This window comes from Vibrio owensii CAIM 1854 = LMG 25443 (genome assembly GCF_000817815.1).
GTDB classification, from domain to species: Bacteria; Pseudomonadota; Gammaproteobacteria; order Enterobacterales; family Vibrionaceae; genus Vibrio; species Vibrio owensii.
Genome location: NZ_JPRD01000008.1, coordinates 69,102 through 91,059 on the forward strand (window position 1 = coordinate 69,102; position 21,958 = coordinate 91,059).

Sequence of the window (21,958 nt, forward strand, 5' to 3'; positions counted from 1 at the left end):
GCTTGAAGCTGCTTTCCGTTATCTTGTTCTAGCCCTTATGTGCTACAATCCGCGCAGTTTTATGTAATGAAAAGAATAGGAAACGCTTTGACTTCGTCACAGCCCCCAAAAAAGAATCCCGCTGAAGAGCAAGCGACACCGTCAAATGGTGCGCAAAATGCCAAAGCGAAGCAGGCTAATGCATCTCAAGCACAAGCTTCTCAGAATGCTACGCCTCAGGCTCAAGTAAATAACGCGGCGTCACTACGCAAGGCACTTAACCAGTGCATGATGCGTGATCGCTTCCGCTTGAGTAAACGAATCTCTGGTGCAAGCAAAATCAAAAAAGACGCAGCACGTAACGCTGTGTTTGATGAAATCGCATTAGACATCGCCAAATCCATGATGGTTGTGGAGCAACGTAGTAGCTACAAACCAACGATTGAATACCCTGAAATCCTGCCTGTCAGCCAAAAACGCGACGACATTGCGAAAGCGATCGAAGAAAACCAAGTGGTTATCGTTGCAGGTGAGACCGGTTCAGGTAAAACCACTCAGCTACCAAAAATCTGTGCTGAGCTTGGTCGTGGTAAATTTGGTCTGATTGGTCATACTCAGCCTCGTCGTCTTGCGGCGCGTTCGGTTGCGAACCGTATTGCCGAAGAGATGGAAACCAAGCTTGGTGAGTTTGTTGGTTATAAGGTTCGATTCAACGATCAGATCTCTGAAAATACCCAAATCAAATTGATGACGGACGGTATCTTGCTGGCTGAAATTCAGCATGATCGTTTCTTGAATCAATACGACACCATCATTATCGATGAAGCGCACGAGCGCAGTCTTAACATCGATTTCATCTTGGGCTATTTGAAAGAGTTGCTACCACGTCGTCCTGATCTGAAAGTGATCATTACGTCGGCAACCATCGACCCTGAGCGTTTTTCAAAACACTTCAACAATGCCCCAATCATTGAAGTGTCAGGTCGTACTTACCCAGTAGAAACGCGTTACCGCCCACTAAGTGGTGATGACGATAATGATCGCGATCAACTTGAAGGTATCTTCGAAGCGGTAGACGAACTGTGCGATGAAGGTTTAGGTGACATCCTGATCTTCATGAACGGTGAGCGTGAAATCCGTGATACCGCGGATGCACTGTCTAAACGTAATCTGAAGAGCACGGAAATTGTGCCGCTTTACGCGCGTTTGTCGGCGGGTGAGCAGAACAAGATTTTCCAACCTCATGCTGGTCGTCGAATTGTACTGGCAACCAACGTAGCAGAAACCTCGTTGACGGTTCCGGGCATCAAGTACGTTATCGACCCAGGTACGGCGCGTATCAGCCGATACAGTTACCGTACTAAGGTTCAGCGTCTTCCAATCGAGCCAGTTTCTCAGGCGAGTGCGAACCAGCGTAAAGGTCGTTGTGGTCGTGTGGAAGAGGGTATCTGTATCCGCTTGTACTCAGAGGAAGATTTTGAGTCACGTCCGGAGTTTACCGATCCTGAGATCCTGCGTACCAACCTAGCGTCGGTTATCTTGCAGATGACGGCACTTGGTTTGGGCGATATTCAAGCCTTCCCGTTTGTGGAAGCACCTGACAAACGCAACATTCAAGACGGTGTCCGCCTTCTAGAAGAGTTAGGGGCAATCAATTCTGATGCGAAAGAATCGAAGAAACGTCTAACTAGCATTGGCCGTCAACTTGCACGCCTTCCAATCGACCCACGTTTAGCACGTATGGTCTTGGAATCACCAAAGCAAGGCGCATTAAAAGAAGTGATGATTATTGCGGCAGCATTGTCGATTCAAGACCCGCGCGAGCGTCCAAGTGACAAGCAGCAATCATCAGATGACAAACACAAACGTTTCTTCCATGAAGACTCAGATTTTCTGACGTTTGTGAACCTGTGGAACTACATCCAGAAGCAGCAAAAAGCGCTGACGGGCAACCAGTTCCGCAAGCAATGTAAACAAGATTACTTGAACTACTTGCGCGTGCGTGAGTGGCAAGATGTGTACTTCCAAATTCACCAGTCGATGCGTGAAATGGAATTCAAACTGAACGATGAGCCTGCGTCTTACCATGGCGTACACAGTTCAATCCTAGTCGGTTTGTTGTCACACATCGGTATGAAAGACCAAGAGAAGAATGAATACCAAGGCGCGCGTAACGCTCGCTTCCATATCTTCCCTGCATCAGGTCTATTCAAGAAGCAGCCTAAGTGGATCATGTCTGCTGAATTGGTGGAAACCTCAAAACTTTGGGGTCGCATCATCGCGAAGATTCAACCTGAGTGGATTGAACCATTAGCGAAGCACCTGATTAAGCGCAGTTACAGCGAGCCGCATTGGTCGAAGAAACGTGCAGCAGTCATGGCACACGAGAAAGTGATGCTTTACGGCGTGCCAATTGTGCCGAAGCGTTTGGTGAACTACGGCAGTATCGATCCAACCGTCAGTCGTGAGCTATTCATTCGTAGTGCGCTGGTGGAAGGTGAGTGGGAAACCAAGCACGCGTTCTTCAAGCAAAACCGTAAGCTTCTTCAAGAAGTGGAAGAGCTTGAACACAAATCTCGTCGCCGTGACATCTTGGTGGATGACGATGAACTGTTTGATTTCTACGACCAACGCGTTGGCACTGAAGTTGTCTCTGGCAAACACTTCGATACATGGTGGAAGAAAGCGTCGAAAGACAACAAAGAACTGCTGAACTTCGAGAAAGAGATGCTGTTCAAGGGCGATGCAAGCCACGTTACCGATTTGGATTACCCGAACTTCTGGCATCAAAACAACCTGAAACTTAAGCTGAGCTACCAGTTTGAGCCGGGCGATGACAGTGACGGTGTGACAGTTCACTTACCGCTGCCGATCTTGAACCAAGTCGAGCCTGCGGGTTTTGACTGGCAGATCCCAGGTTTACGCCATGAGCTTGTAGTGAGCTTGATTAAATCGCTGCCGAAGACAGTTCGTAAGAACTTTGTTCCTGCGCCAAACTATGCCGATGCTTTCTTAGCTCGTGCAACACCAATGGAAGCGCCACTGCTTGACTCATTAGAGAAAGAGCTGCGCCGAATGACGGGTGTGGAAGTTCTGCGCGAAGATTGGAATATGGATCAAATTCCGGAGCACTTGAAGGTGACTTTCCGCGCGGTTGACCATAGAAATCGCAAGTTGAAGGAAAATAAAGACCTTCACGAATTGAAAGAGAGCTTGAAAGACAAAGTTCAAGAAACCCTTTCAAAAGTTGCGGATGACGACATCGAGCAAGAAGGTCTGCATACGTGGAGCTTTGGCGAACTCCCTAAGGTATACCAACAAAAACGCGGTGGTTACGACGTTAAAGCGTACCCAGCGATTGTGGATGCCAAAGACAGTGTTGAAATCAAACTGTACGAGACCGAATACGAGCAGGTCACGGCAATGCAAGCGGGTCAGCGTCGTCTTATCTTGCTGAATGTGCCGTCGCCAATTAAATACCTGCACTCTAACTTACCGAACAAGTCGAAGTTGGGTCTGTACTTTAACCCTTACGGTAAAGTGCTGGATCTGATTGATGACTGTATCGCGTGTGGTGTCGATAAGCTTATCGAAGAGCAGGGCGGTTTGGTTTGGGAGCCAGAGAAGTTTGATGCACTGAAAGAACACGTTCGTGCTGAGCTTGGTGATACGGTGGTGGACATTGCACAGCAAGTGGAAACTATCCTGACGACCGCTTTCAACATCAATAAGAAGTTGAAAGGTAAGATCGATTTCACCATGGCGTTCGCGTTATCGGACATCAAAGCACAAGTCGAAGGGTTGATCTTCAAGGGCTTCGCGACAGAATGTGGCTGGAAACGCCTGCCAGATATTCTTCGCTACATGCGTGCGATTGAGCGTCGTATGGAGAAGCTGCCGATCGATCCAAACAAAGACCGTTTGCACATGCTGAAAGTGGAATCAGTGACGAGCGACTACAAAGAGCTGCTCAACAAAATTCCGAAAGGCATGGTGATTCCTGAGAACGTAAAAGAGATCCGTTGGATGATCGAAGAGCTTCGAGTGAGCTTCTTCGCTCAACAATTGGGGACTCCGTACCCAGTTTCTGATAAACGTATCAAAAATGCGATTGATGCTTGCTAAGCGATCGGTACAATAGCGGCAGTTTTTTTCTTGTGGGGTTTGCTGAGTAATCAATGGTTTGTCCAGTGGCAAGCTCGATTGGTACAGTAATTGCAGTTATTCACCTACAAGTGATTTTAAGTCACAAGGGAGGCAATGGTTCGCCTCCCTTGTGTTTGCAGTACCAACCTCTGCTTGATGCAGAAGTGGGTAATAATAAAGAGTAAAGGTTGATGATGAAGAAAACTCTATTGGCAGTGGCACTTCTAAGTGCTTCTTCTGCAGCAATGGCAGATTCATGGATTTATGGTGGTGCTTCTGTAGGTCAGTCTGACTACAAAGGCGAAACAGACACGTCTTACTCTGTACACGTAGGTACAGGTATTCTGCCAATCATCGGTATCGAAGCGGGTGTTACTCAACACGGTGAATTCAAGATCGCTGGTCAAGAAACTAAACTGACTTCTTACTACGCTGCGCTTAAACCAAGCATCGACTTCGGTCCTCTGCATGTTTACGCGAAAGGCGGTATCCACCAGTGGGATAAGAAAGTTTCTGGCGGCAAAGACGACGATGATGTGGATCTAATGTACGGTGTAGGTGCGGAATACTTCATTTTCGGCCCTATGTCTGTTGGCGCAAGCTACATGAACTACACAGCGGGCAAAGACGACATCGGTACGTTCTCTCTAAACGCGACACTACACTTCCTATAATCGTCGAACATTTCGAAGATTTATTTGATAAACACCGGCAACGCGCCGGTGTTTTTTTGTCTGTAAATCACACAAATAGACATTGAACAGAAATTATTCATTTGTTGTTCTTAAAACCCGCCACATTTTGAATATAGTATTTACCTAGATACATAAGGAACGCGATGCAGTTCGCGTGATGTTCCGTTCAGGAATCGAACAGGAAAGGTATAACTATGAAAACAAAACTCTCGTTATTGGCTTTGGCGCTATGCTCAACATCTGCACTTGCTGACTCTTGGCTTTATGCTGGTGGTCAAATTGGTCAATCAGACATCGATAGCGAAAACGACACCACTTATGGCATTCATGTTGGTACGGGGATCTTGCCGCTGATTGGTATTGAAGTGGGCTATTTCAACCATGGCCAAGTGGATTTAAATCTTGCTGGTAACCGAGGTGATGTAGATTTCTCTTCTTTCTACTTAGCCGCAAAGCCAAGTATCGACTTTGGTCCTCTGCACGTTTACGCGAAAGGTGGTATTAACGCGTTTAACGTCGAATACAATGGCAATCTGAGTAGCTTGGACAAAGACGATGGCGTGTCTTACATGTACGGTGTTGGTGCGGAATACTTCTTGTTAGACAACATTTCTGTCGGTGCAAGTTATCAAGCGTTTGGTGTTGATATCGATGGGGACAGCGATACAGTAAGTAGCATCACAGGTAACGTGACGTTCCACTTCTTATAATATGGCTTCAGACAGAGTCGTTGGAATCGTAAGATTTGGTTTGATTTGAATATGAACAATGAGAAAAGCCCGCCGTTATTTTGAATAAAGTAACGGCGGGCTTTTTGTTTAGTCCTGAATCGGATTAGGTCGGCATTGTATGTTGGTTAGAGGGACAAACTTGTCGTCTTTCTCGTAATAAACGCCACATTCCTCTTCACGAAGTTGCAAGGTGTATTGATCGGGCAATTCTGTTTCTGCGCCGTTCAATGGCATGTTGTAACTCTCCATCAATTGCCCAGAAACAACCAACAAATGTGAGTTTGTTTCGAAGGTATTTGACGCAATTTTTGGTGGCACTTGGTTGCCTTGAATTGTCGTGATCGCTTGTTGGATCTCAGTCACTGTGTCTGCAGACGTTTTAATGCTTAGTGCATTGACTGCATCATCGCTGTGACCTGAAGAAGAGCAACCCATTAGCATCACGCTGATACCCGCTCCGGTAATTATTGCTTTTGTTCTAGTTAATTTTGACATGAATAGCCTCTTGTCGAAGTGGATCAATCCCTTTATCAAGTGGAGTGCCACCTAGCATAGGCATCGCTCTTGGAGCTGCCGCCACAGCTGGCGCAGGAGGACAAGTACCTTCTGTAACCATGTAATTTAGTGCAGCTGAAAGCATGCCTTCAGAGGGATCTCCTAATGGTTTGCTTAAATCATCTGCCACAACACAGCCTTCCACTTTGTCATCTATACCAATAGTAGACGATACAAGATTTTTTGCTGTAGGTGTAAAGCCATCGGCAAAATCGCCAAATCCTTTAGCATTCGAAGACTTAAACTGAATGGTGTAGTACATGTTGCCGCAGTTTTGCTCTGGCGAGAAGCCGTATGGCTTACCCGTTGTCGTGGTACCAATTTGAACCACTTCGACATCAATACCACGAAGACCATTGATGAGAAGTTCACTTGAAGACGCGGTGTTGTCAGTAGTCAGAACATAAACGCGTTTCGCACTTAATGTTGGTAGGGCAATGTCAGTCAAGATACCTTTACCCCAATCAATTTCAGTATCGACAAAGTTATAAACGTTATTTTCTACCTTGCCAGAGTTCATGATCTTGTCGTTGTAAATCAGTTCAGCGAAGGTGGCATTAGGATGTGTGCCTGCCAACATGTAGCCGACCTGCGCAGACTGCCAAACTAAGCCGCCACCGTTGTAGCGTAAATCCATCACGATCTCTTCAACGTTTGCCGCTGACAACTGATTAAACGCATCGATAAGCGGCTGTTGCGCAGTCACTTCAAAAGCGTTGTATTGCATGTAGCCGACTTTTGTTCCGTTGTTGTCGATGACTTTTACATTACGAACTGGGCTAGTTGCGACATCTGCTGATGTCAGAGTCACCACCTTCGGAGCGCCATCAACGGTTTCAAACGTGAAGGTGTAGTTTTGACCTAGCGTAGGAGAGAAAAGCGTATTGTTGATGAAATCAATCTCAGAGCTCGAAGAGGTGTTCACAACATCAACATTATTGATTTTCAATAGCTTGTCACCACGAGCAACGCCACTTGAAGATGCTGGAGAGTTATCTTCTGTGTAAGAAATGATGATTTCTCGTGGTTCATAGCTTTGAACAAATTTCCAGTTAAAGCCGAAACCAGCAACAAGACCCGCTTGTTGTGATTTCATGAAATCGTCGTAAGAGCGAGTGAAGTGGAATCGATCCTTGTATTGGCCAGAAGCCGTTCTTTCTGTCGTTACCAGCGAATCAAAATAAGCCGCAACGGTAGGGAAGTTGTCCGGGTTGATATCTGGGATCTCGTCATACCAAAGATAGGTATCATTACTGAACGCACGTAAGAACATTTTTTCTTGCAGTGCTGAACCTATTTGGTCTGGATAATAATCCCCTGTGTATGGGTCAATACCTGTTCTAGCGATGCTACATTTATTCGCAAACTCGCTAGCCGGGGTAGAGAAGTCTCCTGCTGACCAGGTTATGTTATTGCCGACTGCAGTGCTAGAGCTATTTCCATTGTCACCGCCGCCTCCACAGCCTTGTAACAATAGAAGAGGGAGAGTTGCCACCAACGCTGTGTTCTTATACTTCAACATAAATTTCCTTATTTCTGTGACATTTATAGATTTGAATTGTTTTTAATAAATTGCCTATAAGCCACTCGAATGTATAGATCTTGTTCGTTGCTGTGCAAACACTAAGCAAATTAGTGTGATTGGTGTCATATAAATTAGAGTAAAAATTCAGTTTACTAATTTAGTTAAATCTAAAAATTCATTAATAAATAGCAAGTTAGTGCTATTTTTGACGCGAAAATTCACGATGACACTTCTGTAATTTTAGACGATTGAAAGTGGCTTCAGAAAAGCATTGAACGACAGAAGAATGCTAGGCAAACAGTCCGAGCATGACGAGAGTCGACGCTTTGTGGTCGACTCTTTGAGTTTATGGAGTTAAGAAATTTGATCGAGTTGGTACTGATACTTTCGCTCTAAGGCTTCATTGCCCGCAGCGCGTTCTAATTCCACCATTAAGCGGAGAGAGGGTTTCTTGACCCCGTACATTTGGTTAAAACGCATCAAGCGAATACGAGCATCGGTGTAGTTTCCGCTGTCGATCTCTAACTTAGCTAATTGAAGGATAGATTTAGGACGGTGAGGGTCATGGTCGATAGCGCGAGTGAAGTAGTACTTTGCTTTTTCAGCTTGATTCGACTTTAGTGCACAAAATCCGGCGTTCTCGTAACTAGCAGGGATAAGGTAATAGTAAGGCTGCTCGATCGCACGATTGAACATTTTATCTGCTTGGCTGTATTCACCTTGTTTACACAGGAAGGTGCCGTAATTGTTCAGTACGTTACCATTTTTGGGATGCTGGCGAAGAGAGCGTTTGTACATCTGTGCTGCTTTGGAATCTTCACCTACGGTTTCGTAGTAATGCGCCATCGAAAGCTGAGCTCGATAGTAGCTAGGTGCGTGGGTAAGGGCTTGCTGCAGATTATCGTGTGCTCGGATCATACTGCCACTCTCTAAATAGCCGAGACCGAGAGCGATTCGTGACTCTGCCATAGAAACCGGATCGGCTTTCACAACTGGACTGTTTCCATCTTCATTGACGGTGACACACCCAACCAAACCTAGCTGGCTTGCTAACACTAATGCACCGAGTTTTCCAAGCTTCATATATATGCCCCACATCCCTGATTCACACAGCATGATATGAATTACGATGCAAAAGCCTATTGGGGAAAAAATACTATGCGATCAGGTTAGCAAACTGATACAAAAAAGCCGCCAGTTGGCGGCTTAGTTCACACTCTAAATTCAGGCAGTTAGTCGTCTTTGGTGAAGGCGTCTTCGCTGAAATGATCCAGATCGTACGGCGTTTGTTGGTAAACGCAATAGTTCAACCAGTTAGAGAACAACAAGTGTCCATGGCTGCGCCAACTCGCACAAGGTGGATTGTCTGGGTTGTTGTTCGGGTAGTAATTGATTGGAATGGCAGGTTCCATCCCTTCGCCCAAATCTCGAATGTATTCATTATGGAGTGTGTGAGAGTCATATTCTGGGTGACCAGTGACAAACACATTACGTTTGTCTTTTGTGGTTGCTAGATAAACACCTGCGACATCGGACGTTGCGAGAATATCGAGGTCCGTATGTTCTTCTAAAAACTCCGGCGAGAAATCTGCATAACGAGAATGAGGTGCTAGGAACGTATCATCGAAACCACGTAGAAGAGGGTGGTACTGATGATGGATAGAGTGATGGTACACGCCCGATAGCTTTTCTTTGCGTGTTTTCTTTGGCAGGTTGTATAGAAGCTTCAAACCCGCTTGTGCAGCCCAGCAAACATAAAGTGTGGACGTGACGTGATCTTTTGCCCACTCCATAATGGTCTTCAAGTGATCCCAATAAATCACATCTTCAAACTGGACCAAACCTAATGGAGCACCAGTAATGATAAGGCCGTCGAAGTTCTTGCCTTTTACCATTTCAAATTGACGATAAAATGTGTCTAGGTGCTCCGTTGGTGTGTTCTTACTTGGGCGATTATCGATTCGTAACAGTTCCACGTTCACTTGAAGTGGGCTATTAGAAAGTAGGCGAAGAAACTGAGTTTCTGTCTCAATCTTCTTTGGCATCAAATTGAGAATAAGCACTCGCAATGGACGGATTTCCTGACTCGCCGCTCGACTTTCGCTCATCACAAAGATGTTCTCTGTCCTTAATACATCGCTAGCGGGTAACTGATCTGGAATTCTAATTGGCACGGCTTTCTCTCCCTAAGCTTAACTTTTTAGACGTCTATACTTCTAAAGCTAACGTAATTACTGACGGATGTCGACATGAAATGTGACTTTGAACCTGATTTCTTTTGTTCCTACTTTCATCTCACACAGGAGCCAAACATACAAAAGAGACTCTACATATGAGAATGGCGCTCTTTAGAATAAAAAACCTAAGTCGAACTGTTCTAATTTTAAATATTCCAATCACTTATTTTCAGTAAGTGAATACTTGATTGCGCTAATAATCCGGAAGGTTAAATTATGCCGATGTAAGATAATTAAAATTATTAATTCATTTAATTTAGTTGGATTATATTCTAAATCTTGTTTTTATGTGATGCGTTGTTAAAGGTTATGACAAGTTACTTTGTCTTTTATCGAATGATATGCTAACAACTAATTTTTAATATCTGTAATTTGGCTGTGTACGATTGAAATTGATGAAGTAATAAATTAAAGTTTGAATTTATAGAAAATAACATCTCCTATAAAGATATTGTAGGAAAAAACCGAATAATGGTCTTGTTCGCAAGCTGAGTCGGTAGAGAACGCTGAGTTTTCTTGAAGTTTAATCAGTGTGGGGCAGGAGGTCTAAGCGCTAGAGGCCAATGAACTTGGATCTTATCATCAACACCTACTTACGTTGTTAGACACCGTTTTCAACGCTCTTATATCACCATTAGGATGAGCCTTAGATAAGAACTCTATTTAGATATTGTGTGATTTAAAGCGAACAAAGATTGATAAGATTAAATTAGAAATAAAATATAGGCTTGTAAGTTTAGTTCTGAGATATAAACATATCAATGACAAAGTTTTTGATTCTTAACGTTGGAGCTATTTTGATGATTGAGAATCATATATTATGCATCATTCATTAACACGTCAGTTAGTGTAGGTGGTTTATTAAAAGGTGATAGCAGGAATAATATAATGATATTGAAACTATTTCTGTTGATGCAGTGAAAACTCACCTTGTTGATATAAACCGGAAAAAGCCCAGCGTTCGCTGGGCTTTTTTTTATGTGTCTTATGCCAGTTGGTCATTACCTTCGATCAAGTAGTGATTACTGATTGAACCTGCGGTTCTAGCGTTTAGGTGAGGCACATACTCTGGGTCATTCATAAAGTCGAGTGCTGCTTGGCGAGAAGGCCATTCGATGATAATGCGAAGCGCCGGTGCTTCACCATTGCCTTCTAGTTGTTCATGCACGTTAGTTCGTGCGATGTACTTGCCACCGTGTTTTTCCACCAGTGCGTTCGAGACGCTGACATAAGCAGGTACCCAGTCTTGGGTTGTAGGGGTTACATCTAATACTGAATAGTAAGTCACGGTATGCTCCTTGATTGCACGTTAGCCGATGAAATTTAGCTTAATGCAGTCTGGTCATTTCGATAAGAGAGAGCGGAATCGAAACACTTTTTAGATTCCATTGAAAATCCAAATTGATTAGGGGTTATTACTCAATTGGTATGAATTATCGACTCAAACTGACGCTCTGCAATTGTGATTGCGGCAAGATTTCTGAGTACATTTTTGTGTAACGAATACGGTAGCGTTTGAAGAGAATTATGAGATCGAGTTAGTATAAATTTTGAGCCTTAATACCAATAAAGATACTAATTGGCTCGCCAGCACGTACTTAAATACGTTGTATGGAAAATCATCGTCAGTGGAGGACATTATGTTCGGTATGTTTAAAAGAAAAGAGACCATTCAGAGCATTGCACATCAAGTTCCTAACGTCTTGCTTAGGGAGTTTGGCGATAAGGACGTTTATCTGCCAGACGAAGTCGACAAAGCGTTGGCCGAACTTGGGCACGACAAAATGGAAGACATGATGCGTTATCAATACGCTTACGGCATGTTTACCAGTTTGGCGAGCTATGAGCAGTTAGGTTTAACCGAAGAGCTTGGTAATTACGGCCACTTCCAGCGTGAGGTTGGTAAAATGCTTCTCAACACACCAGAACCGATTGATATGCATATCTACTTTGAGCTTTCACAGCAGCATCATTTTAACCATGCTAAAGCGGATGTTGGCAATGAAGCGACTGTGGTCGATAGTGCAGATGGTGGCTTAATAGTGGCAGAAAGGGCATTCCAAATTCACTTTCTCGCTGACTTCCCCCATGAGTCTGATCTTATTGCACAATGGTACTTTGATGAGTGGGCTTACACTGTTCCTGGTGTGACGCCCACTCAAGTTCGCGAGAAGGTTTTACTCAAAGCCAATAGCCGCCATGCATTTCCACTTTCACTTGTGGTTCATGATGAAAACAATGACCTTGTAGCAGTCGCTGAACTCAAGATCCGAGAGAACATTCATTTCCCAGAGTATGAGCACTGGTTAGGTGGAGTCTACGTCGATGCCTCATCACGCGGTAAAGGTTATGCTGCTGCGCTGGTCGTTCGTGCACAAAATCACGTGTTTCAACTTGGCATTCCAAAATTGTTTTTGCAATGCGAACCGCATAATGAAGCTTTATATCTGAAATACGGTTTCCGTCCTCTACATAACGCTTCACACAACGGAGTCCAGACCATCATTATGGTTTGGGAGTCATCCGAGCTAAGTTCTTGATATCTTTCATCCCCCCCACGTTAGTGCAATTTAAATCGCCATTCGCTAAAAAATAATAGGTTATAAGTAACAATGTGCATATTTTGACGTTGGTCAAAAATGTGCCACTTTCTCCGTCGTTTTTATTCAACGTGTTCAATACTCATTTGAAGTTGGATGTCGAGTTTTGGAATGAAGATCATGGAGAGAGATATGCGAAAGTGGCTAGGTGCACTCACGCTCACTGGGTTATCAGCGTGCAGTTTATCTGAAGATATCTACATGGAAGGGCGAACACTTTACTTTAATGGCGAAATAACCGCGGAGAGCGTGCGAGAAGCCATCGAGCTTGCCAACGTTCAACCGCATGGTGTTGTTGCCTTGATGATAGACAGCGACTCAGGCGAGTATCGACCAGCGATGGAACTAGGACGCTGGGTTTACAACAATCAGGTTCATTTAATCGTCAATGGAACGTGCGCTTCTGCTTGTGCGAACTATGTTCTAACAGCGGCACCGAGTACTTTGGTTATGAAAGGCTCAGAAGTGCTTTGGTTTGGTGGCGCGATGCAAGATGAATGGGACACCGATGGCTTTGATCAACAAGAACTTGAACAATGGCATCAATCCTTAAGTTTGTGGCGTCAGCACGAAGAAGCCTTTTTTGCACTGGTTGCGGTAAATCCAAAGATCACCATGTTTGGGCACTTGAACAAACGTGAAAAATTACACAAAGCAGGTTGCGATACCAGCAACGCAGCTTGGATGTATCACATTGATGATATGCAAAAGTTGGGGTTGGACAACATCGTTTATGCGGATCCAGATTCGTTACTTACAGCCAGAAATGACGCGTCTGCCTGCGTGATTAATTTGGAAGAGACCGACTTCTAACTGCGATTATTACGCTGGTGTAAATGTGAGTTGCATCACTTTTTATAGCGTACTGACGGATTTTGATTATAATGCGCCGCTCAGAGATTCGATATGTCATCGAGTTCAGGTTAATTGAGCGTTGTTTGCCTTATGTTCAAAATGCTTGTTTCTATGCCTCCACTGGTTGCGCTGTCTATTGCTATCGTGTGTGAGGTGATTGCGACTTCTTCTATTCCAAAGACAGAACAGTTTACTAAGTTGATGCCGAGCACCGTGGTTATCATCGGTTATGGTATCGCTTTTTTCCTACTGTCTGTGACCGTAAAAAGCATGCCAGTTGGTATTGTATATGCGATCTGGAGCGGGGCGGGGATTGTACTTGTGGCTGCTGTCGGTTACTTCCTGTACGGACAAAAACTCGACCTTGCTGCACTCGTCGGTATTGGTTTCATTCTTACTGGCGTTATGATTGTGAACTTGCTGTCTAAGACTGTTGGTCACTAATCCATAGATTTACCAACAAAAAGCCGCGAATAGTTCGCGGCTTTTTGCTATCTGAAGAAACACTCTTTGGTTATGTAAAGAAACATGGATGCGATTAATTCGCCATCGCCTCAATCAATTGGCCTTCTCGGCGACGCTTACGATTTCGGTACATTACGGCACCAATTGCTGGCAAACTGAAGGCGATAAAGCCCAGGATCAAAGCAGATGCGCCTGTTTGAGTGCTGATACCTGCTGGCACATCGAATGAAACGAAGATGGTCACCAGACAGCTAACCAAGCCAAGTGTTGCCACCAACATCATACCGAACTTGCCGCCAGGTACGCGGAACGGACGCTGAATATCGGCGTGTTTACGGCGTGAGACCAAGAAGCTAACGAAGATACAGATGTACATTACCATGTAGAGTTGAGTCATCAGAATATTCAACAGCCACATACCTTGGTTCACGTTTGGCACCAAGATGAACACCAAAGAAAGCACACTTACAATCGCGCCTTGCAGCAACAGAAGTGGAACTGGCGCTTGGTTCTTGTTCTCTTTTGATAATGTCAGCGGCATGAAATGGTCTTTCGCAGCGACATGTAAGCTCTTAGTTGGTGCAATGATCCAGTTATTCAGGCTCGCTAAGCTACCAAACACAATCGCGAGCGCGATAACTGGTAGCATGAATGACATGTTCAAATCATCGAAGAACGCTTTGAACGCCAGAATAACCCCTTCGCTCAAGCTTGAATGATCGCTCGATACTACGGAAGAGATCGAAAGCGAACACGCGGTTAGAGAGACCAGAATCAACACGGTTGAAGCAATAAGTGCTTTTGGATAAGTCTTTTGCGGGTTATCGACTTCACTCGCGTAAGAGGTAGTGATCTCAAGCCCTGTTAGAGAAAGCACAACCGCGGTAAAGCCTGCACCAATGCCATCTTGTGAGAAATCAGGTAACCAGTCGGATGCATGACGAAGTGAAATATGCGATTCACTTGGATTGGTGTACGCCCAGTAGCCGCCTAAGCCGATGATCAGCAGGATAGGGAAGATAAGCCCAAGCGTACCGAACACATTCGTAATGAGCGAAGACAAACGCAGACCGAAGATATTCACCAAAGTCAGCGCCCAGAAAATCACGTTAATCATGATCAACATAAAGATGTTGTTCTGGGCTAGTTCAGGGAAGAAAGGATACGCACCGGTTGCGACGATAAACGAGATGAGAGGTGGGTAGTACACGATGTTCTCAGCATACTGATACCACACGGTCGCAAAGCCAAAGTTTGGACCTAACGTCTCTTTACCCCACAAATACACACCGCCTTGTTGCGGGTAGGTGGTACTCAATTCTGCACACACTAATGCCGTAGGGACGAAGAAGCAAAGACCTGCCAGCAAGAAGAAAGAGATGGCGTGACTACCAAATAAGGCGGCACCCGGAATGTTCCTTATGCTGTCGACGGAAGTAACCGTAATCATGATGACAGAAAAGACACTGAGTTTGACGGCGGATTTGGCGATATTGCTCATTCGATACCTTTAATGATTGAGCCACGTGTCTCGGAGGGAGAACCCGCGTGCTACAAGTAAGACGGGCGTATTGTAGGGCTGCACGAATCTGCCGGTATATAGCCAAAAATGGTATGTATTTACTCAAAAATGAACCGAAATCTCAGTGGTTTAATCGTAATCAATTTAAACGTTTGCTCTGGTCAAAAAACGCAAGATTGCGTTAAAAAATGCATATTAAGAAATGTGTTTATAGCGAATTATTTATTACCAGAATCCTAGAAATTTGGTCGAAATACGCCATTGTTTGACTCTAACCTTGGGGGAAGGTCTAGATTGAGGGCAGTTAGAGTGATTTAGAAAGCGGAGAAAACCATGGGATGTTGTAATCAAGCGCCAAAAGGTGGCACCGGAAAACTCTCTTATTTGCTGGGATTGGTTGCGGTGTTATTTGTCGGGATCTTAGTATTGGCCGCGGTTTTTGGCTAATAGAGCAGTATTAAAAAACACGCCCTAGAGCGTGTTTTTGTGTCTGTCATTGGGTGCTAAAAACGGGTGTTAGCTAACCCAATACCAAAGAAGATAAACAGCCCACCACTCACGTAGTTCAGCCACTTACTGGTTTTGGAAGAAGTGAGCAGTGCTTTCACTTTGGTGGCAAAGAAGATCACAAACAAAAACCAACTCGCGACGATGCTTGCCTGTAGCGCACCCAACATCATGCTTTGCTCCAGAATGTGTTCAGGTTGCACAAACTGAGGGAAGATAGATAGGTAAAACAACACGATTTTTGGGTTAAGAAGATTGGTCAGTAATCCTTTCGCAAAGGCTTGTTTCAGCGTCTGCTCTTCTATCTTGCGGTCGAGCTTTAGCTTTTGATCTGCCAGCTTAAGGCCACTTTTCAAGTTATTGATCCCCAGCCATACCAAGTAAGCGACACCCATCCACTTTAAAATATTAAATGCTAATGCGGACTGAGAAAGCAGCAAACTTAACCCCTTCGCAGATACAAACGCATGAATCAGAAAGCCTAGCGCCACGCCAAGGATATTGGCTATCGCGAAGCGGCGACTCTGCGTCAGGGCTGTAAACAAAATCAGCAAAGCGTTAGGGCCGGGTATCACGGCCAGAAAGAAAACGATGCCGCCAAACGCCAACAAGGTATCGAAGTTCATACTTGTTCCAATTACAGAGAATGTCTCATAGCTATTATGGTGAGACTTTACACCCACATGTGTTGAAAAACAAACGATTAGAGTGCGACGTCATCGTCAGTTTTGACCGGATAAAAACGCTTCGATATAAGACTTTTTCTCTCTTATAAAATCGATAAACAGTTGCGACTTCTGCGGTAAGTGTTTTCTGTCCTGATATACCAAGAGCATGGTTTTATCTTGAGGAACCCAATCATCCAAAATCACTGTAAGCTGTTGGGTTTGCAATTCTTGGTAGAGCATAGACTTTGGCAGATAACAAACGCCTGCACCGTCTAAGCAAAGTTGTTTGCTAACAAAGAAATCATCGGTTGTGACGCTGCCAGCTTCGGTCACTTCTACCACTTCATCTTTCAGGCTAAATCGCCAAGGTAAAAAGTATCCCTCCACGTGATTGCGGATGCACGGCGCTGCATTCAATTGACGCGGGTGTTCGAACTTGGGGAGAGCGCTAGCCAGAGCACTCGAAATAGCCAAAACATACTTCACGGGAGAGAGCGAAATCGCCACCAAAGAAGAGTCGCTCAACGGGCCTAAACGAAAGGCAAAGTCCAAACTCTGTTTCGTCATATCTTGATATCGATTAGACGAAGCAAGGTTGATCTTAATCGTTGGATAGCGTGCTTGAAACTCCGCAAATAGGGAGGCGAGTAGGTTCTGACTAAGTGCACGAGGTGCAGTAATATTGAGTGTGCCAATCGGCTTGCTCGCGGCATCTTCCGCTTCATGATAAAGCTCGCTGACCGTATCTGAGATTAACTGAGCTTTGGGCAGGACTTGTTGCCCGAGTTCGGTGAGTGACAATGATCGAGTGGAGCGATTGATCAACTTGCCGCCAAGCTCTGCTTCCAACTGCTGAATCTTTCTACTCACGGTTGTTGTCGGCACATTGAGTTGCCTTGCCGCTTCAGCAAAGCTATTGAGCTCAATGACGCGCGCAAATAAAGGCAAGGCTGATATCTCTTTCATGTTAACTCTATTTTTCTTCATCCCGAATGTGGGATAGTGAAGCCCAGATTAACTATCTAGTCAATTTTTACGGGATTAACTAAAGTTACTCCATACCGCAGCGGCATGCTGCAAACACAGAACATACGCTCAATCTCGGTAGGAGAACATCATGGACATTCTAGTTTTAGGCGCAACAGGTAACACAGGCTCAGAAGTGGTTCGTCAACTACAACAAACAGGCGCAGATTTTGGTGTCATGGTAAGAAATACCAACTCAACAGCAACCATGAATCTTCAGCCAGAACAAGTTCGTGAGGGTAACTTTACCGACGTTGCTGCGATGGAAAAAGCGATGCAGGGTGTAAAACGTATTTACGTCTCTATGCCGATTCATCAAGACAACAAGCTTTGGGTGGAGAACGTCATTGCGGCGGCAAAAGCAGCAAATGTTGAGCACGTTGTTAAGCTATCGGGCATGGGGGCTAAGAGTGATGCGGGTTCAGAAATCATTCGTACCCATGTAGTCACCGATGATTTAGTCAAAGCATCAGGCTTGGCTTGGACCATTATTCAGCCAAACTCTTTTTTCCAGAACCTCTTTGGTAGCTTAGCGACCATCAATGCAATGGGTAAATTCTTCTTACCGCTTGGTGATGCAAAACAAAGCGTGGTGGATATTCGCGATGTAGCGGCAGTGATTGTTGAATCGCTTATCGGAGAAGGTCACGATGGCCAAACTTATTTACTCTCTGGTCCTGAGGCTCTAACTTTTGCACAGCAAGCGGAAGTGATCTCTCAAGCGTCAGGCAAGCCAATCGAATATGTGGCTATTTCTGAACAAGACGCGGCCGCAGCGATGAAAGAAGCAGGAATGGATGAATGGTTTACCAATGCGTTGGCTGAAATCATGGCTTGGTTCGGAACGGGGGCTTACACAGAAGTGACAGACACCGTTGAGCGAGTGACTGGTAAACCAGCACGTAACTTCAATGACTTTGCGAACGAATTTGCGCATGCGATTGAGAAATAACATCCTAAGAATTTAATGACAGGGGAGCCAAGTGCTCCCTTTGTCGTTTTTTGAATGTGAGATTTCAAACATGTTTATCTTCTCTAAAGCTTTATAATCATCAAGAGATTATCAAATAGGATTAGATAATATGTTGCTTGAAGATCTTCAAGTAGTGCTCAAAGTCGCTGAGTTTCGTAGCATCACAGGAGCCGCGACCGCATTAGATATGAGAACCGCCACGGCCAGTGCGGCGGTAAAAAGAGTAGAGGCTTCTTTAGGGGCTGAGTTATTTGTGCGAACCACGCGCCATTTGCGTTTATCCAGTGCGGGTGAGCGTTATCTTCCTCAGTGTGAAAAAGCACTCGAACTGTTAGAACACGCGAAACAGAACATGCGTGAAGATCTCGACATTATTGATGGGGAAGTGCGAATCGCGCTTTCTTCCGATTTAGGACGAAACTTAGTTACTCCTTGGCTCGATGAGTTTATGGACAGTTATCCGCAGGTGACGCTGAGAAGCAACATCAGTGATAGCAACGTGGACTTCTATCGAGACTCTGTCGATATGGCACTGCGTTACGGTGCACCGACAGATTCCAGCATGTATGGGTTTAAAATCTGCAATGTGCCAAGGTTATTATGCGCAACACCAGAATATCTTGCGGAACATGGAACGCCTAAGCACCCACAAGACTTAATCGAACATAATGGTTTGTTGTATCAACTCCACGATACGTTGCAGGATGTTTGGGGGTTTAGTGACGGTGATAGTGAACACAAGGTCAAACTCAAAGGCAATCGAGCTTCCAATGACGGCGATTTAGTCCGACGTTGGTGTGTCTCTGGAAAGGGCTTGGCTATCAAATCGTGTTTGGATATGTCGCAAGATTTGCTCAAAGGCAACGTAGTGAATGTCATGAGTGAATACAAACCAACACCAACGGAACTGTGGCTGATTTGTCCGAGCAGACAATCAATTACGCCAACCGTAAGATTGTTGCGCGATCTGTTCAGAGAAAAAACTAAAGTCATTCTTACTGATCTGGTGGAAAGTGGTTTATTGGAACAAAGCGTACTTAAAAACTGACTCAACAAGGGAGCCTTTTCGCTCCCTTTTTCCTTTTATTGGGCGATAGACGAGAGAGACACTCTCGGGACGCTCACTCTTTCAAAATTCATTTCTCGAAACGCAACTACTCGCTGCGGCGGAACTACCGCTTGCCATCAGTACAGTAAGCCGCATTTTTATTACAATTCGACGAAAATCACGGCATTTTTCTTAGATTTGATAAAGTCGCCCGCAATCTCCGAAAGTTCTTATTGTGTAGCGTATCAAAGAGCCCTACACTCCGCGCGCTTTAGTTTTTAATAAGCACAGTCAATGATAATAACTTTTCGTATTTATCGTTGTTTTTAAGGATTTTTATAGACAAATTCGTCTGATGACACACTCATGAACAAGCACAAAGCACCAAAATTCAAGGCAGAATTTTTGGCACCTCGCTACTGGGGTACATTGATCATTATTAGCATCATGTACCTTCTTAGCCTCCTTCCATTTCGTGTACAACTCGCGCTCGGAAGCGGAATTGGTCGCATTGCGATGCGATTAATGAAAAAACGACAAGTCACGATCAAACGTAATTTAGAGCTGTGTTTTCCAGACATGAGCGACCAAGAGCGTGAGACGATAATAAAAGAAAACATCGATAACGCGGGTATCGCACTGTTTGAAACCGCGATGGCGTGGTTTTGGTCAGATAAACGTGTCAGCAAACATGTCAACATCGAAGGGATGGAACATATCGAAGCGTTAGAACAACAAGGTAAAGGTGTTCTGATGTTAGCAGTGCATTCCATGAATCTAGAACTCGGTGCGCGAGCATTTGGGATCCAAAAGTCGGGTTCTGGTGTTTACCGCCCAAACAACAACCCATGTTTTGACTACTTCCAATACAAAGGACGCTCTCGCTCGAATCGTACTTTGATTGATCGTAAAAATGTAAAGGGCATGCTGGAAGCACTGAAGACAGGCCAGCGTGTTTGGTATGCTCCTGATCACGACTATGGAACACGTCGATCGACGTTTGCGCCTTTGTTTGCGGTAAAGCGTGCCTGTACAACAACGGGAACCAGTTTGCTGGTGGATGCAACGGATTGTGCCATTGTGCCATTTACTATGGTTCGTGAAAGCAATGGGCAATACACTTTAACCATTAGCGCTCCAGTTGAAGGCTTTCCAAAAAACGATCCAGACCAAGCCGCTGCGTTCGTAAACAAGATCGTTGAGAAGTCGATCATGGCATGCCCTGGGCAGTACATGTGGCTGCATCGTCGCTTTAAAACTCGTCCGGATGGCGAATGCTGTTTGTATAAACCCCAACTTGTACCTGCGATGTAATCTACGAGCCCAGACATTTGTTCTGGGCTTTATTTTATCTGTCGATTCATTTCTGATTGATTGATTGATTGATTGATTGATTGTTTGTTTGCCACAATAGCGACGTTTGATGACCAAGGATGAACCATGCTGACAGGATTGAACCACATTACGATAGCGGTGAGTGATTTAGAATGCTCGCTCGGTTTCTATATCAACGCGCTCGGTTTTAAGGGACACGTGAAGTGGAAACAAGGCGCGTATCTTTCTTTAGGTGATCTCTGGCTTTGTTTATCGGTTGATAAGCCAGACGAGAAGAGTGATTACTCCCACATCGCTTTTTCTATCTTACAGCAAGACTTCACTGACTTTTCTTATAAGCTTATTGAACTCGATATTGCTCAGTGGAAAGAGAACAAGAGTGAAGGGGATTCGTTGTATCTTCTCGATCCTGATGGGCACAAATTAGAAATCCACAGTGGTGATTTGTACTCGCGATTAGAGAGCATAAAGCATCAACCTTATGAAGGTTTAGAGTGGTTGTAGGAGCGTTTAGATGAGATTATTTTTCGCTCTTACGTTTGATCAACGCAGTAAGTCACAGCTCAAGCAGATCCAAGATAGGCTTCAACAACATGTGATAGAAGGGCGCTATACTTGCGTCGATAATTTTCATATTACGTTGGCTTTTATCGGTGAATCGACAGAAAAAGAAACGCAGCGTCTTATTGATATTCTTCATCAACTTAGCTGCCGTTGTGAGGAGATTACGGTCGATCACCTAGGTTCATTTCGCCAAAGTGGCAGGCAACTGGCTTGGTTAGGGATTAAAGATAATTTAGCGGTTACAACACTGCAAAACGAACTCATAGAGGCATTAGAACAGCATGGCTTTGTGACGGAGTCACGTGACTATGTTCCTCACATCACACTTGCTCGCCACGTCGATAAACAAGCACCACTTGATGCTGTTGAGATATCACCTTTACCACTCCCTATTTACTCAATCGCCTTAATGGAAAGCAAAACGGTTGATGGAAAGCTCGTTTATCACGCGCTAAAAGAAGTAGTTTGCTAGCACTTTCTATACATTAGTTCAGCCAGTAATCAATAATGGCTGAACTGACTTCTAA

At 44.6% G+C, this 21,958-nt stretch carries 19 protein-coding genes and 1 pseudogene; 12 read left to right on the top strand and 8 right to left on the bottom strand.

From position 1 onward, the window contains the following. Positions 1-66: 66 nt before the first annotated feature. The 3 genes from hrpA to H735_RS03960 all read left to right on the top strand — a co-directional run bounded on the left by hrpA (position 67) and on the right by H735_RS03960 (position 5,530). Complete coding sequence (hrpA, locus tag H735_RS03950) at positions 67-4,104, top strand: ATP-dependent RNA helicase HrpA (RefSeq protein WP_080641585.1); 4,038 nt, start codon at positions 67-69, stop codon at positions 4,102-4,104. Positions 4,105-4,319: 215 nt separating this feature from the next. Then, positions 4,320-4,799, top strand: a complete 480-nt coding sequence (locus tag H735_RS03955; protein ID WP_009704276.1) for an outer membrane beta-barrel protein — start codon at positions 4,320-4,322, stop codon at positions 4,797-4,799. Between the two features lie 215 nt (positions 4,800-5,014). Next, positions 5,015-5,530 (top strand): outer membrane beta-barrel protein, encoded by a 516-nt coding sequence (locus H735_RS03960; protein ID WP_009704277.1) that lies wholly within the window; start codon positions 5,015-5,017, stop codon positions 5,528-5,530. Positions 5,531-5,638: 108 nt separating this feature from the next. Here H735_RS03960 and H735_RS03965 read toward each other — a convergent pair whose 3' ends face one another. The 5 genes from H735_RS03965 to H735_RS03985 form a co-directional block, all read right to left on the bottom strand. After that, a complete protein-coding gene (locus H735_RS03965) occupies positions 5,639-6,046 on the bottom strand; it encodes a hypothetical protein (protein WP_020197659.1) in 408 nt (135 codons plus the stop codon). Continuing rightward, the gene (locus tag H735_RS03970) at positions 6,030-7,628 is read right to left on the bottom strand and encodes a S41 family peptidase (RefSeq protein ID WP_020197658.1); all 1,599 of its coding nucleotides are present in this window, start codon (positions 7,626-7,628) and stop codon (positions 6,030-6,032) included. Before H735_RS03970 ends, H735_RS03965 begins: the two co-directional genes overlap by 17 nt. A 357-nt stretch (positions 7,629-7,985) precedes the next feature. Further along, the gene (pilW, locus tag H735_RS03975; protein ID WP_020197657.1) at positions 7,986-8,714 is read right to left on the bottom strand and encodes a type IV pilus biogenesis/stability protein PilW; all 729 of its coding nucleotides are present in this window, start codon (positions 8,712-8,714) and stop codon (positions 7,986-7,988) included. A gap of 149 nt (positions 8,715-8,863) precedes the next feature. Then, positions 8,864-9,805: a homoserine O-acetyltransferase MetA gene (gene metA / locus H735_RS03980; RefSeq protein WP_005442735.1), complete on the bottom strand. Its 942-nt coding sequence runs from the start codon at positions 9,803-9,805 to the stop codon at positions 8,864-8,866. Positions 9,806-10,853: 1,048 nt separating this feature from the next. Continuing rightward, entirely contained in the window at positions 10,854-11,156 is a 303-nt protein-coding gene (locus tag H735_RS03985) for a DUF1330 domain-containing protein (protein WP_020197655.1), read from the bottom strand. 352 nt (positions 11,157-11,508) lie between these two features. Here H735_RS03985 and H735_RS03990 point away from each other — a divergent pair. From H735_RS03990 to H735_RS04005, 4 genes and pseudogenes are all read left to right on the top strand, one after another. Beyond that, positions 11,509-11,904 (top strand): annotated as a pseudogene (locus H735_RS03990) (hypothetical protein); the annotation flags it as partial. A gap of 111 nt (positions 11,905-12,015) precedes the next feature. Then, positions 12,016-12,408 (top strand): GNAT family N-acetyltransferase, encoded by a 393-nt coding sequence (locus H735_RS31520; protein WP_272947356.1) that lies wholly within the window; start codon positions 12,016-12,018, stop codon positions 12,406-12,408. Positions 12,409-12,600: 192 nt separating this feature from the next. Further along, positions 12,601-13,281, top strand: a complete 681-nt coding sequence (locus tag H735_RS04000; RefSeq protein WP_020197653.1) for a hypothetical protein — start codon at positions 12,601-12,603, stop codon at positions 13,279-13,281. A 153-nt stretch (positions 13,282-13,434) separates the two neighbouring features. Further along, entirely contained in the window at positions 13,435-13,767 is a 333-nt protein-coding gene (locus tag H735_RS04005) for a DMT family transporter (protein ID WP_005442747.1), read from the top strand. Positions 13,768-13,861: 94 nt separating this feature from the next. Here H735_RS04005 and H735_RS04010 read toward each other — a convergent pair whose 3' ends face one another. The 3 genes from H735_RS04010 to H735_RS04020 all read right to left on the bottom strand — a co-directional run bounded on the left by H735_RS04010 (position 13,862) and on the right by H735_RS04020 (position 17,451). After that, complete coding sequence (locus H735_RS04010) at positions 13,862-15,289, bottom strand: APC family permease (RefSeq protein ID WP_020197652.1); 1,428 nt, start codon at positions 15,287-15,289, stop codon at positions 13,862-13,864. Positions 15,290-15,813: 524 nt separating this feature from the next. Continuing rightward, the gene (locus tag H735_RS04015) at positions 15,814-16,443 is read right to left on the bottom strand and encodes a LysE family translocator (RefSeq protein ID WP_020197651.1); all 630 of its coding nucleotides are present in this window, start codon (positions 16,441-16,443) and stop codon (positions 15,814-15,816) included. Positions 16,444-16,539: 96 nt separating this feature from the next. Further along, positions 16,540-17,451, bottom strand: coding sequence for a LysR family transcriptional regulator (locus tag H735_RS04020; RefSeq protein ID WP_020197650.1), 912 nt, complete (start codon positions 17,449-17,451; stop codon positions 16,540-16,542). A gap of 151 nt (positions 17,452-17,602) precedes the next feature. On the opposite strand from H735_RS04020, the gene H735_RS04025 reads away from it, so the two are divergent. From H735_RS04025 to thpR, 5 genes are all read left to right on the top strand, one after another. Next, positions 17,603-18,463, top strand: a complete 861-nt coding sequence (locus tag H735_RS04025) for an SDR family oxidoreductase (protein WP_020197649.1) — start codon at positions 17,603-17,605, stop codon at positions 18,461-18,463. A gap of 130 nt (positions 18,464-18,593) precedes the next feature. Further along, the gene (locus H735_RS04030; RefSeq protein ID WP_020197648.1) at positions 18,594-19,532 is read left to right on the top strand and encodes a LysR family transcriptional regulator; all 939 of its coding nucleotides are present in this window, start codon (positions 18,594-18,596) and stop codon (positions 19,530-19,532) included. Between the two features lie 366 nt (positions 19,533-19,898). Continuing rightward, complete coding sequence (locus tag H735_RS04035) at positions 19,899-20,846, top strand: LpxL/LpxP family Kdo(2)-lipid IV(A) lauroyl/palmitoleoyl acyltransferase (protein ID WP_020197647.1); 948 nt, start codon at positions 19,899-19,901, stop codon at positions 20,844-20,846. 126 nt (positions 20,847-20,972) lie between these two features. Next, positions 20,973-21,371: a fosfomycin resistance glutathione transferase gene (fos, locus tag H735_RS04040; protein WP_020197646.1), complete on the top strand. Its 399-nt coding sequence runs from the start codon at positions 20,973-20,975 to the stop codon at positions 21,369-21,371. Between the two features lie 10 nt (positions 21,372-21,381). Beyond that, complete coding sequence (thpR, locus tag H735_RS04045; protein ID WP_020197645.1) at positions 21,382-21,903, top strand: RNA 2',3'-cyclic phosphodiesterase; 522 nt, start codon at positions 21,382-21,384, stop codon at positions 21,901-21,903. Positions 21,904-21,958: the final 55 nt, after the last annotated feature.